Here is a 13069-nt window from a genome sequence, read left to right on the forward strand (position 1 = left end):
GATTGGGATTACAATACACAAACCTAATTTACAAAACACATTTGTTTTATCTTATCATCTATACAAAGCGCTTCCAATGATGTACATTTATCAATATACATGCCATAAATCGGGAGGAAAAAAATGTTTGAAAATGGTACTCATTGGATTCGCGCAGATTTTCACCTTCACACTAGAAAAGATAAAGAATTTAAATATTCAGGAGATGAAGATAGATTTATTTCGGACTATATTGATAAGTTAAAGGAAGAAAAAATAGGATTAGGGGTTATTACTAATCACAATAAATTTGATTTAGGAGAATTCAAAGCGCTCAAAAAAAAAGCTAATAAATCCGATATTATTCTTCTTCCAGGTGTTGAACTATCTGTTAAAGAAGGTTCTAATGGAATTCATTGTCTAATAGTATTTAAAGATACCGACTGGATTAACGGACAGAGAGAATCAATTAATCAGTTTCTGGATGAGGTATTTAAAAACATAGATAATCGAGAGAATGAAAATACAAGATGCGCTCAAGACCTTCCACAAGTAATGTCCACATTAAATTCTTATGGAAAAGACTATTTTATTCTAATGGCGCACATAGAGCAAAAAAGCGGTTTTTATGAAGAATGCAACGGCGGTCTCATAAACTCGTTAGCGAACAACTCAGATTTCAAAGCTCGAATTCTCGGTTTACAAAAAGGCAGAACTAGAGATAAAATGCAGCAACTCAAAGATTGGATGGGTTACGAACTACCCTATATTGAAGGTTCTGACTGTAAATCGATTTCGGATATTGGCAAAGGAAAACATAGCTATATAAAAATTGGAGATAACTGTTTTGATTCTGTAATGATTGCTTTTAAAGATTTCAAAAATCGGATTTCTTCTACAAAACCGGAAATAGTTCATGGATATATTCAGTCAATTGAGTTTATCGGTGGAAAGCTAAATAAGCAAAAGATTAATTTATCTGCAGAATTAAACTGTTTAATCGGAATAAGAGGAAGCGGCAAATCAAGCATCATAGAGGCAATAAGATATGCACTAGACATGTCCCCCTCTTCATCTGATTCAGATTACAAAAAAGATGTAGTTGAAAATCTTCTTGGATCTGGTGGGCAAATTATTTTAAAGTTGTACGATAACTTCGGTAAATCATATAAAATTAAAAGAATTCTAGGTGAGCAGCCTCACGTTGCTGACACAAACAATCAAGTGATAGGTGCAAAAGCAAGTTCAATTTTAAAATCACCGTTGTACTTTGGGCAAAAAGATCTCTCTTCAATGGATAATGGATTTGAATTAAATTTATTAGATAAAATGGTTGGTGAAGCACTCCCGTCTTTACACACTAAAATTTTAGCTGTTGAAAATGAAATATCAGATAAGATTAAGGAACTTATAGCTTTAGAAGATAAAATAGACTCTGTTACAGACCTGTCGAATACGTTATCTGACATTGAGTATAAAATAAAAATTTTTGAAGAAAAAGGACTATCAGATAAACTTTCAAAGCAAGTAAACTTTCAAAAAGATAAACTGACTATTGACAAAATCAATAAATTCATCGAGAAATATAAACTGGCTTTAAAAGAGATTACCTCATCAGATAATATATCAGAACTAATTTCGTTGGAGTCCGTTGACTCAAAAGAAATACCTGCTATATTTAGTGCTTTAAAAATAGAGATTAAAAATGTAACTACTACACTAAAAGATATTGAAAAAATAATTACGATTGTTGAGAACTCGCAAAATGAAATAGAATCTTTATCAAGCATATTTAATTTAACTGTTGCTTCTCTAGAAGAAGAGTTTGCAGAAATCAAAAGAGAAATTAATATTCCTAACTTAAATCCAGATGAATTTTCAAATTTGAAAATAAGGCAAGCGGAACTAATTGAATCTATTCAGAAGATTACCAGTCATAATTCTGAGAAAGACATACTAACTACTGAGATTAAAGCTTTAATTTCTCAAAGAAATGATGCTTTACTTGAAGAGTTGGATATTTATAAAAACGAGATAGCTAAAATTAATGCAAGTCAAGATTCCTTACAATTAGCAATTTCGTTTAAAGGAAATAAAACTACCTTTCTAGCAAATTTGAAAGCTAGTTTAAAAGGCACTGGGGTTACTACTTCTGGATATAACCAATTATTAGAAGCCCTGCCAGATTTTACAGCATTAGTTATTGATGTGTTTCTTGATGAAGGAAAAATTATATCTTCCGTGCTACCCGAATCACAGGTAGTCAAAGTTAAACAAAAGGTAAGAGAAAATTACAATTCTTTTCTAAAGATTAGAACACCAAACTTAATAACCATAAATTACCATGGAAAACCTATTACGAAGCACTCCATTGGTCAACGGGCTTCGGCTTTAGTTCTATTTATTCTTTCGCAAAAAGATAATAACTTAATAATGATTGATCAGCCTGAAGATGATTTAGATAATCAAGTTATCTATAACGAAATAATTAAAGAGATTAAGCTTAGAAAGCCGGATGTCCAATTCATTTTTGCAACCCATAATGCGAATATCCCTGTTTTGGGAGATTCTGAGCAAGTAATCGCTGTTTCATATGATCCAGAAAAGATCGAAACTACTACTGGAAGTATTGATGATAAACTAATTCAAAATAAAATTGTAGATATTATGGAAGGTGGACAAGAAGCCTTTAATAAGAGAACTGAAATCTATAATTTGTGGAAAAATTAAAAGGACTACAAAAAGGCCTAACATAAGTTAGGCCTTTTTGTATGGAGGTATTGATAAGATTGATATGGAGTTCTCGTCCTCCACCACTAAAAGTGAGAACCACAATATAACTTTAAGAAAAGAGGAATACTGATGGAGTTAAAATATGTAGTACCTATTATGAAAGATACTTTTGGAAATTTAGAATTTGCTGGAGAAGGCTCTGTTGAGCAAAGACGTGTGAATGGTCGTGTAACAACAGTTTCTAGAAGTTATAACTTATATTCCGATGTACAGCGAGCAGATGATATTGAAGTTATTTTACCTTATTCAGCAGGAGAAAAATCCTTCGATTTTGAAGAGTCTGTTAAACTTGTAAATCCAAGAATTATTGCAGAAGGATATAAGATTGGCGATCGCGGATTTACTAATTACGTTCTATATGCTGACGATATGATTAAAGCTTAAGGGGGAATAAATATGAGATTAGCACAAGGAATCGTTTTAGATAAAGAGAAAACATTTGGTAGTCTGAAGTTTTCAGCTCTACGACGTGAAGTGTTCTTAACCAATGAGGATGGGACGGTATCAACTACAGTGAAAGAAAGAACTTACGATTTAAAATCAAAAGAACAAGGAAGAATGATTCAAGTTAGCATTCCTGCTTCAGTTCCACTAAAAGAGTTTGATTATAATGTTGAAGTAGAATTAGTAAACCCTATTGCGGATACCGTTGCAAATGCAACATTTCGTGGTGCTGAAGTTGATTGGTATATCAAAGCGGATGACTTAATTCTAAAAAATAAAGTAGTGTCTCCTACCAAAATTGATTCTAAAAATAAGTAGGAATAATGTATGAGATTTTTATCAAAGAAAGGAAGTAGAATTAGACCAAGCGATAAAAACTTGGTCTTTTTTTCTTTCTTTTTCTTTATCAGTACTAGCTTCACTTGTTTTTTCTTACCTTTTCATATTAAATTTCTCACTCAGTCCAACTGGGATTTCAATAAAATCAAAAGTCACTTTATCAGTCTCTATGGTTTTATTACTTTTATATTTTCAATTAGCGGGATCTTACTTTTACTATATATATTTCATCGAAACTATTTGGACGTGTATAAAAGAATAGTTCATAGACAAAAAATTTCTAAAATGATTTTAGAGAATGGTTGGTATGAAGTTAGAACAATCCCCCACCTTTCTCTATTTGAAGATTCTAAATCAAAAAAAGAAAATGAAATTATTAAGTATCCAAAAATCTATTATCGCTTAAGTAACGGTATAGTGTATGTCCTTGTTGAAATAACTATGGGTAAGTATCAGGAGCAATTGCTACACTTAGAAGATAAGCTTGAATCCGGACTATATTGTGAACTCATAAGTAAGGAGCTAAAAGATTCATTTGTCGAATATGCCTTGCTCTATGATACTATTGGAAATCGCATAACTATCGATGAAGTGATTATAAAAGACGGTTCAATGAAGTTAATGAAGAATATTTATTGGAATTTTGACTCTCTCCCACATATGTTAATTGCAGGTGGTACCGGTGGTGGGAAGACATATTTCATTCTTACAATTATTGAAGCCCTACTACGAACAAAAGCTAAATTATTTATTTTAGACCCCAAAAATGCAGATTTAGCTGATTTAGGTACAGTTATGGAAAATGTCTATTACAAGAAAGAAGATATTTCTGAATGTATAGATGATTTCTACAATCGAATGATTAATAGAAGTTTAGAGATGAAAAAAATGTCCAATTATAAAACAGGAGAAAATTATGCTTATTTAAAACTTGAGCCTAATTTTTTAATTTTTGATGAATATGTTGCATTTATGGAAATGTTAAATAATAAAGATAGTTTAGTCATTATGAATAAACTAAAACAAATTGTTATGTTGGGGCGTCAAGCCGGTTTTTTTATTATTTTAGCTTGCCAAAGACCATATGCAAAGTATCTCCAAGATGGAATACGAGATCAATTTAATTTTCGTGTAGCTTTAGGTCGTATGAGCGAACTAGGCTTCTCTATGATGTTCGGTGATGTTGATAAAAGATTCTTTCTAAAACAAATTAAGGGTAGAGGTTACGTTGATGTTGGAACAAATGTCATCAGCGAATTTTATACACCACTTGTACCAAAAAATCATGATTTTTTAGATACAATTAATCAATTGTATCACACTAGAATATCAAACAATTCAAATGAATCTGGTATCTCATGAGTCAGGAACTCATTCCTATTTTCCTTATTGATATAGTTCCTTCCTCCTAACTATATATTATCTATAAAACGTAAGAAATCAGATTGAAAATAACCAAAACTAGTTTGTTAAATTTAATTAGTCTATTGTATACTAGTACTGAGGGGGGTGATTTTTGTGGATTTAAAAAAACAAGATGAACGCTTTATAATGCAAGCAATATCTTTGGCTGAAGCCTCTAAAAATCAAGGTAACGAACCTTTCGGTGCTATTTTAGTAAAAGACAATACAATTGTTTTTACAAATGAAAATCAAATTCACATCAAAAGCGATCCCACCTTTCATGCTGAGCACGGGCTTATTCGAGAATTCTGTCAAAAATATAAAATTACAGATCTTTCTGAATACACTTTGTATTCGAGTTGTGAACCTTGCTTTATGTGTTCTGGTGCTATAGTCTGGTCCAAGTTAGGTCGCTTAGTTTTTAGTGCTTATGCAAAAGATTTAGATAGCATCTTAGGTGAAAAGGAAGAGTCGCCATGCCTCTTAGTGTTTGAACATTCCGTTTGGAAACCTCAGGTTTCAGGTGGGGTTCTCAGAGATAAAGGTGTTCAGATATTAAAGGATTACTTTAGTGATCACAAAGACAAATAACTGTTTTAAAACTTAGAACAAACTAGACTAACTATTAGTAGGTACAATCCTATAAGTTTACAAAACATTTTAATTGGATAATCTGATTGGAGGGAATGGGATGATTCACTTTTTCCGTACCGTTTTTACCAGTTTGCGTCCTAGTTACTTAATTAGGCAATATATATTTAGTGGTTTACTATCGGCTCTTTTTTATATCAGTAGTCCAAGTAATGCTTCCACTTCTTTTTATATCCTTTTGCTATGTTTGTCTACGATTCTTTAGTTTCATTACTACTGGGTGATAACGTGTGGTTTGTTAATGGACTCTGGGCTGTGATTTGGGCTGTGATAAAAATGTTTTTTATCTATATATTCAGCATTTTTATTGCACCAATAGGAATCCTCATACTCTATTTTCAAAATAGATAATTTAATGGGTTAAACTTTTTACCCATACTAATTAATCTTTTTTGTATACAACACTACAAGTGAAAAAGCCATGACTGCAGCGCATTAGTCATGGCTTTTTCTGGCGTGTGTGGCGCAGCCACACGCGCTAGTATCTACCCCCCTATATCTAACAGGGGGGTAGAAATACAACAAAAAATTATAGCAAATGGTCAATCAACATTGATATACAAGCTTTCTTTTGGCTTTTCTAAGGTGTCAACTACTTCCTATTAGTTGACATCTTTTTTATTTATTAAAATATTGGGAGGAATTGTATTGACAAACTTAAGTCAAAGAATTAGTGAATTGAAAGAACGACGAAACGCCTATGGTGTTTCACAAAATAAACTAGCTACAGCTGCTGGTATCTCTCGACAATACCTAAGTGAAATTGAAACTGAAAAAACTGTTCCCTCCATCACCTTGCTGACAACTTTAAATAATGTTCTAGAACGTTTCAATCCTGATTTACCCTTAGAAATGATATTTGACTACGTTAGAATTCGATTTCCAACTACGAACCCGCAGTTCGTTATTGAAAATATACTGAGATTAAAAATGAAATACATGTTGCATGAAGACTATGCATTTTATTCTTATGAGGAACAATACATCTTTGGAGATATAGCTGTCATGGCCTCTCATAATATTGAAAAAGGGATTTTACTTGAGATGAAAGGAAAAGGTTGTCGCCAATTTGAGCACTTTTTACTAGCACAACATCGAACATGGTACGACTTCTTTTTAGATGTTTTTACCGTAGATGGCGTTTACAAGCGTTTAGATTTAGCAATTAACGATAAAGTCGGTCTCCTAAATATTTCAGAACTTGCAAAAAAATGTCAAAATGATGAGTGTATCTCCATCTTTCGAAGTTTCAAAAATTATCAATCGGGAGAACTTATTCGTCAACACGAAAAACCCGACATGGGCAATACACTTTATATCGGCTCATTAAAATCCGAAGTTTATTTTTGTATTTATCAAAAGGACTATGAGCAATATGTCAAACTAGGAATCCCTATAGAAGATAACCCAGTCAAAAATCGGTTCGAAATTCGACTAAAGAACGAACGTGCTTTTCATACGATTATTGATTTGCTAAATAATGAAAATGTAGGCTACACTACCTTTTCCATCATCAATCGTTATATTAGATTCGTTGACAAAGATCCTAATAAGCGCCGCAATCAGTGGAAAATTAATGCTGATTGGGCGTTTTTTTTAGGTGAAAATCAACGTAAACTTCGCTTAACATCTGAACCAACTCCCTATTCTTTTGATCGTACATTAAATTGGTTAGCTAGACAGGTTATCCCTACGTTAAAACTAGCAATGAAAATTGATAAGCTAAATCAAACCTCAGTTATTCAAGATATGATTCAGCATGCTGAATTATCAGATCGACATAAAAGAATTTTACAACAGCAAACACTTCCTGCTGAAGAAATTATTATTAAGTAAAGGAGAATACGCCATGAATTTCGGACAAAACTTATATAATTGGTTTTTATCTAACGCACAGTCACTTGTTCTGATGGCTATTGTTATCATTGGAGTATATTTAGGGTTCAAACGAGAATTTTCTAAATTAACTGGTTTTCTAATCATTGCACTAATCGCAGTAGGTCTAGTCTTTAATGCAGCTGGTGTAAAAGATGTACTATTAAACCTTTTCAATCGAATTATCGGTTCATAATGATGGAGGTGCTAAGAATGGATATGCAAGTCTATATTACAAATCTTGGGAAATATAACGAAGGAGAGCTGGTAGGTGCATGGTTTCAACCGCCTATTTCTCTTGAAGAAGTTAAAGAAAAAATTGGTTTAAATAGTCAATACGAAGAATATGCAATTCACGATTACGAATTACCATTTGAGATTAACGAGTACACGTCTATTTCAGAGATTAATCGACTATGCTCTCTAGTTTCAGAAATTGAAGGGACCCCTATTTTTAAGGAGATAAAGGAAATACAAAATATGTGGTTTTCTAATTTTGAAGATCTTATTAATCATAAGGATGACATCTTTTATTACCCTGATTGTGATTCTATGGAAGATGTAGCTGCTTATTATATTGAAGAGACAGGTCAACTTGGTGAAGTTCCCTCAAATCTTCGAAATTATATTGATTATCAAGCATTAGGCCGGGATATGGAAATGGAAGGGAATTTTTTAGTAACAAGTAATGGTGTATTTGAATACTTAGGATAATAGCTAATCGCCCTCTCAATGCTACAACAACTTTTTTTAATTATAAAAATGTGCTAAACTAATTAAGAACATACGTTTGGAGGGTGACTAATGGGAAAAGTGAATGGGAACACTAATGAATTATCTTTTGGAAAGGTTGTTTATCTTGATGAACAAGCCGTTTTAGACTTTATGCAGCTGAACAATGATGGTGAAGAAATTAAAATCATTAAAAAAGTTTCGGAGTCCGTTGCAGCAATAGATGGCCAAGCATCCGTAGGAAAAGGATTTTTTAATATTGCAAAATTAAAGCTTTCTGGGAATGCCTCTTACAATAAAAACAATATCGTTGAGACTCAGCTCACAAATACTTTAATTAGTAGTTTTATGAGTGTAATTAAAGATCAGCATCCCTTGATTGTCTCTTTATCAAATATCCAACTTTTCATCCATAAAGAATCACCTGCATATTATAGAAACTTAATGCCAATTATTAATATGATTGATGATGTAAATAAGGTACAAACATTAAGTGAGGAAGATAGAAAAAACTTTAGCGGATTTAACCTTCATGCTATGGAAAAGACTTTAGATCAGCTCTCTGGTTACTATGAATTTATTTGTGAGAATGCAGAAGGTGAAAAAATGGTTGTTCGATTTAACATTTCTGGCTTGAGAAATAATTACAACTTAAATGATCTCACAAAGATGAGCTTGAAGCTTTTTGGGATTAAAGTTGGTGAACTAAAAGATTCAAACCTGTCATTTAATCATCAAATGGATAACATGACACAAGACGTACCCTCAAATAATATAGGAGCCGATTTTGATAACGAACAGGAAAATACCCGTACAAATCTGCATTTACCTATTATTGATATTTTAATGGCAGGTGTTTAATATTGGAAATTAAAGTTTTTTTTGAACCTAAATCTGATTTCAATGGACGATTAGAACAGTTTGATAATATTGTATCTTTTAGTGAAGTGACAAGAAATTGGACTTCAAATGCGGCAACAGAGGATATATTAGAACCTTTACACGATAAAGATATTTGTGTAATTACTACTGAAGATTGCTCGGGATTAAACAGTCATGTTCTTGAAAATTTCGAATTTCTAGTAAAACTATTTAACACTGCTGAGCTTGATAAAGTTTGGATTCATAATCCTCCCAAGTTTTTTTTAGATAAGATTTCACTATATTCAGAAGCTATCCCTATATATCATCATCAATATCCCAAGGTCACAGAACTTCTTCTAAGAGAAGTAAATAATCAATTTGATGAGCATATTATCGGGCAACAAAAAGCAAAAAAAATTATCTGTAGAAAACTGATTGCACAAATGATAAGACCTTCCAATAAACCTTTAGTTCTCATGTTTTTTGGAAAACCAGGAATTGGAAAAACTGAAACAGCTAAGTATTTATCTAAAGTATTGTATGGTAATGACGAAATCTTAAGAGAACAGATGACGATGGTTGGCGGAGAAATAAGCGTAAAATATTTTAAGTCAACAAGTCACACTGAAGATTCTTTTTCAAAAAAATTATTAAATCGCAAATCAAATGTAATACTACTTGATGAATTTGCTTTAGCTCCTCATTTTTTCCATACCTCTTTCTTTCAAATGTTTGATGAAGGAATTTATATGGATCAAAACTTTACTGTTGATGTTAGCAATTCCATTATCATCTGTACATCAAACTTGCTTTCTATTCAAGACATGGAAAAAAATATAGATGAAGCCTTATTAAGCAGATTTGATGGATTTATTCCTTTTACTGAATTTACTCTTGAAGAAAAGGAAAAAATAATTTTTAATCTATTTGATGAACTAGTCAATAAAGAAGTTATGAAACCTGAGTATTTTGATAAAATTTCTAAAGATCTTGTACTACAACAAGTACGAAGAAAACTTCAAAATTTACCGAATATGAGGGCGATAAGAAAATACATGGAAGACTGTGTATCAGATATTTTGATGAATGAAATATTAAAGTAATTTATGGAAGCACCGTAGTTTAGGTTTACTACGGTGTTCTTTTTTTGAGGTGAATTACATGAAAAAACTAAAAAGCTATACAAATATTTGGTCTGTTGAAAAGGTAATTTATGCCATTAATGATTTTAGACTTCCTTTCCCAATAACATTTAGTCAAATGACTTGGTTTATATGTAGTCTGTTCACAATTATGTTGCTAGATGATATCCCTCCCCTTTCGTTAATTAAGGGCGCATTACTAAAATATGTAGGTATTCCAGTCAGCTTAACTTGGTTTATGAGTCAGAAATCATTTGATGGAAAAAAACCTTATCGTTTTATTTATACTGTAATCTCCTACTTATTTCGTTCAAAAATTACTTATGCAGGAAAAAAAGTGAAATTTAGAAATAAAGTAATGACTAATCAAGTAACTGTTGTAAGGAGTGAGTTAATTGAAGTATCCAATTAAATATATTGAGGATAATCTTGTATTTAACCATGATGGAGAATGTTTTGCTTATTATGAGCTTTTACCCTATAATTATTCATTTCTAACTCCTGAGCAGAAGATGCAAGTTCATATGAACTTCCGTCAAATGATTGCGCAAAATAGAGAAGGAAAAATCCATGCACTTCAACTTAGTACCGAACGTTCCCTTCGTTCTATACAAGAAGAAAGCAAAGAGCTTGTTTCAGGTCATCTAAAAGATGTCGCTTTCCAGCGAATTGATGATCAAACTGCTGCTTTAGAAGATATAATTGGTGATAATCAGATAGATTATCGCTTTTTTATTGGGTTCAAACTCCTTGTACAGGATCAAGAAATAACTCTAAAAAGCTTAAAACAGATCATGAAAAATACATTATCTACTTTTTATAGAGATGTAAATGAGAAATTAATGGGTGATTTTGTAGTTTTTCCTCAACATGAAGTACATCGCTATACAAAAATGGCTAATCTTTTACAAGCCAAAATTGAACGTAGATTTCATATTCGTCCCCTAAACAAAAACGATTTTGGGTATTTAATTGAACATATCTACGGAAAAGAAACTTTGCCATTTGAAGATTATGAATTTCATTTACCGTCTAAGACATTTAGACAGGATACACTCGTTAAATATTTTGATCTATTAAAGCCAACTAGAACTTTAATTGAAGAAAACCAGCGTTACTTAAAGATACAAAATGAGACGTCTACTGATTATGCTGCTTATTTTACAATTGACTCTATTGTGGGTGAATTGGATTTCCCTTCGAATGAAATATTTTATTATCAACAGCAACAATTTGAATTTCCCATAGACACCAGTATGAACATTGAAATTGTCGCTAATAAAAAAGCTCTGACTACTGTTAGAAACAAGAAAAAAGAGTTGAAAGACTTAGAGAACCATGCTTGGAAAAGCGATAACGAAACTGGCAATAATCTTCTAGAAGCATTGGAAGATGTAAATGAATTGGAAGATGAGTTGGACCAAACTAAAGAAGCTATGTACAAATTAAGTTATGTCATTCGTGTCACAGCTAGTTCCTATGAAGAATTAAAACGTCGATGTAATGAAATAAAAGATTTTTATGATGATTGGAACATTAAACTAGTTCGTCCCTTTGGCGACATGATTGGATTGCATCATGAATTTATCCCATCAAGCAAACGATATATTAATGATTATGTTCAATACGTAACTTCTGATTTTATAGCTGGTCTTGGATTTGGAGCTTCACAAATGTTAGGTGAATCTAATGGTATTTACATTGGATATAATATTGAAACTGGAAAAAATGTCTATTTAAAACCTCATTTAGCAAGCCAAGGTGTAAAAGGGTCTGTAACAAATGCCCTTGCTTCAGCTTTTCTTGGTTCTTTAGGTGGTGGAAAATCATTTTCTAATAACCTATTGATTTACTATGCCGTTTTATTTGGTGCACAGGCTTTAATTATAGATCCAAAAGCTGAGCGAGGAAATTGGAAAGAAAACCTACCGGAAATTTCTGAGGAAATAAACATTGTAAATCTTACAAGTGATGAAAGTAATCAAGGTCTACTTGATCCGTATGTATTAATGAAGCGTAGAAAAGATGCGGAAAGTTTAGCAATTGATATTTTAACTTTCTTAACAGGTATATCTAGTCGTGATAGCGAACGTTTTCCTTTATTACGAAAAGCAATTCGGTCAGTTACACAACGTGAGATAAGAGGATTATGGTTAGTCATCGATGAGTTACGACTGGACGAAAATCCTGTAGCACATTCTATAGCTGATCACATTGAAAGTTTTACAGATTACGACTTTGCACATCTTTTATTTAGTGATGGAACAACTGAAAATTCTATCAGTTTAGATAAACAGTTGAATATTGTTCAAGTGGCTGATCTTATTTTACCAGATACACAATCTAACTTTTCCGAATACACAACAATTGAATTACTAAGTGTTGCTATGTTAATTGTACTTTCTACGTTTGCATTAGACTTCATTCACTCTGATCGTAGTAAATTTAAAATTGTAGATTTGGATGAGGCTTGGTCATTTCTTCAAGTAGCCCAAGGTAAAACATTGTCTAATCGTCTAGTGCGTGCAGGAAGATCGATGAATGCCGGCGTATATTTTGTCACACAAAATGCAGATGATCTAATTGATGAAAAATTAAAAAATAATATTGGATTGAAATTTGCTTTTCGTTCTACTGATATTCAGGAAATAAAAAAGACATTGGAATTTTTTGGTGTAGATCAAAATGATGAAGAAAACCAAAGAAGACTACGCGAACTAGAGAATGGACAATGTTTACTTCAAGACTTATATGGTCGAATAGGTACTATTCAAATTCATCCCGTCTTTGAAGATTTGTTTCATGCTTTCGATACCCGTCCTCCTATTAAAAAAAGTGAGGTGTAA

The 13069-nt window shown here is 32.1% G+C and carries 12 protein-coding genes; all 12 read left to right on the forward strand.

Annotated features, from left to right (window positions below):
* Window positions 1–123 precede the first annotated feature (123 nt).
* Window positions 124–2709, forward strand: coding sequence for a TrlF family AAA-like ATPase (locus tag CO692_RS07290; RefSeq protein WP_065421400.1), 2586 nt, complete (start codon window positions 124–126; stop codon window positions 2707–2709).
* 132 nt (window positions 2710–2841) lie between these two features.
* Window positions 2842–3156 (forward strand): YdcP family protein, encoded by a 315-nt coding sequence (locus CO692_RS07295; RefSeq protein WP_002372697.1) that lies wholly within the window; start codon window positions 2842–2844, stop codon window positions 3154–3156.
* 12 nt (window positions 3157–3168) lie between these two features.
* Window positions 3169–3534, forward strand: coding sequence for a YdcP family protein (locus CO692_RS07300; protein WP_002372696.1), 366 nt, complete (start codon window positions 3169–3171; stop codon window positions 3532–3534).
* Window positions 3535–3543: 9 nt separating this feature from the next.
* Window positions 3544–4917 (forward strand): FtsK/SpoIIIE domain-containing protein, encoded by a 1374-nt coding sequence (locus tag CO692_RS07305; protein WP_096741954.1) that lies wholly within the window; start codon window positions 3544–3546, stop codon window positions 4915–4917.
* Between the two features lie 156 nt (window positions 4918–5073).
* Window positions 5074–5550: a nucleoside deaminase gene (locus CO692_RS07310; protein WP_002372692.1), complete on the forward strand. Its 477-nt coding sequence runs from the start codon at window positions 5074–5076 to the stop codon at window positions 5548–5550.
* Window positions 5551–6258: 708 nt separating this feature from the next.
* A complete protein-coding gene (mobT, locus tag CO692_RS07320; RefSeq protein WP_102136370.1) occupies window positions 6259–7446 on the forward strand; it encodes a MobT family relaxase in 1188 nt (395 codons plus the stop codon).
* 13 nt (window positions 7447–7459) lie between these two features.
* Window positions 7460–7681, forward strand: coding sequence for a hypothetical protein (locus CO692_RS07325; protein WP_002372686.1), 222 nt, complete (start codon window positions 7460–7462; stop codon window positions 7679–7681).
* 17 nt (window positions 7682–7698) lie between these two features.
* Window positions 7699–8199 carry an antirestriction protein ArdA gene (locus CO692_RS07330; RefSeq protein WP_002372684.1) on the forward strand — a complete coding sequence of 167 codons (501 nt, stop codon included), beginning with the start codon at window positions 7699–7701 and terminating at the stop codon, window positions 8197–8199.
* A 90-nt stretch (window positions 8200–8289) separates the two neighbouring features.
* Window positions 8290–9078 (forward strand): DUF6414 family protein, encoded by a 789-nt coding sequence (locus CO692_RS07335; RefSeq protein ID WP_025186885.1) that lies wholly within the window; start codon window positions 8290–8292, stop codon window positions 9076–9078.
* A gap of 2 nt (window positions 9079–9080) precedes the next feature.
* Complete coding sequence (locus CO692_RS07340; protein ID WP_002372680.1) at window positions 9081–10184, forward strand: AAA family ATPase; 1104 nt, start codon at window positions 9081–9083, stop codon at window positions 10182–10184.
* A 58-nt stretch (window positions 10185–10242) separates the two neighbouring features.
* The gene (locus CO692_RS07345; protein WP_002372668.1) at window positions 10243–10635 is read left to right on the forward strand and encodes a conjugal transfer protein; all 393 of its coding nucleotides are present in this window, start codon (window positions 10243–10245) and stop codon (window positions 10633–10635) included.
* Window positions 10619–13069 carry an ATP-binding protein gene (locus CO692_RS07350; protein WP_096741955.1) on the forward strand — a complete coding sequence of 817 codons (2451 nt, stop codon included), beginning with the start codon at window positions 10619–10621 and terminating at the stop codon, window positions 13067–13069. Before CO692_RS07345 ends, CO692_RS07350 begins: the two co-directional genes overlap by 17 nt.

It is taken from the genome of Enterococcus sp. FDAARGOS_375 (assembly GCF_002393265.1).
GTDB classification, from domain to species: domain Bacteria; phylum Bacillota; class Bacilli; order Lactobacillales; family Enterococcaceae; genus Enterococcus_D; species Enterococcus_D innesii.

What these genes read in the sequence shown, in the direction of transcription:
- CO692_RS07290 (WP_065421400.1), top strand. Translation starts at nt 124, where the DNA reads ATGTTTGAAAATGGTACTCATTGGATTCGCGCAGATTTTCACCTTCAC.
- CO692_RS07295 (WP_002372697.1), top strand. Translation starts at nt 2,842, where the DNA reads ATGGAGTTAAAATATGTAGTACCTATTATGAAAGATACTTTTGGAAAT.
- CO692_RS07300 (WP_002372696.1), top strand. Translation starts at nt 3,169, where the DNA reads ATGAGATTAGCACAAGGAATCGTTTTAGATAAAGAGAAAACATTTGGT.
- CO692_RS07305 (WP_096741954.1), top strand. Translation starts at nt 3,544, where the DNA reads ATGAGATTTTTATCAAAGAAAGGAAGTAGAATTAGACCAAGCGATAAA.
- CO692_RS07325 (WP_002372686.1), top strand. Translation starts at nt 7,460, where the DNA reads ATGAATTTCGGACAAAACTTATATAATTGGTTTTTATCTAACGCACAG.
- CO692_RS07330 (WP_002372684.1), top strand. Translation starts at nt 7,699, where the DNA reads ATGGATATGCAAGTCTATATTACAAATCTTGGGAAATATAACGAAGGA.
- CO692_RS07335 (WP_025186885.1), top strand. Translation starts at nt 8,290, where the DNA reads ATGGGAAAAGTGAATGGGAACACTAATGAATTATCTTTTGGAAAGGTT.
- CO692_RS07345 (WP_002372668.1), top strand. Translation starts at nt 10,243, where the DNA reads ATGAAAAAACTAAAAAGCTATACAAATATTTGGTCTGTTGAAAAGGTA.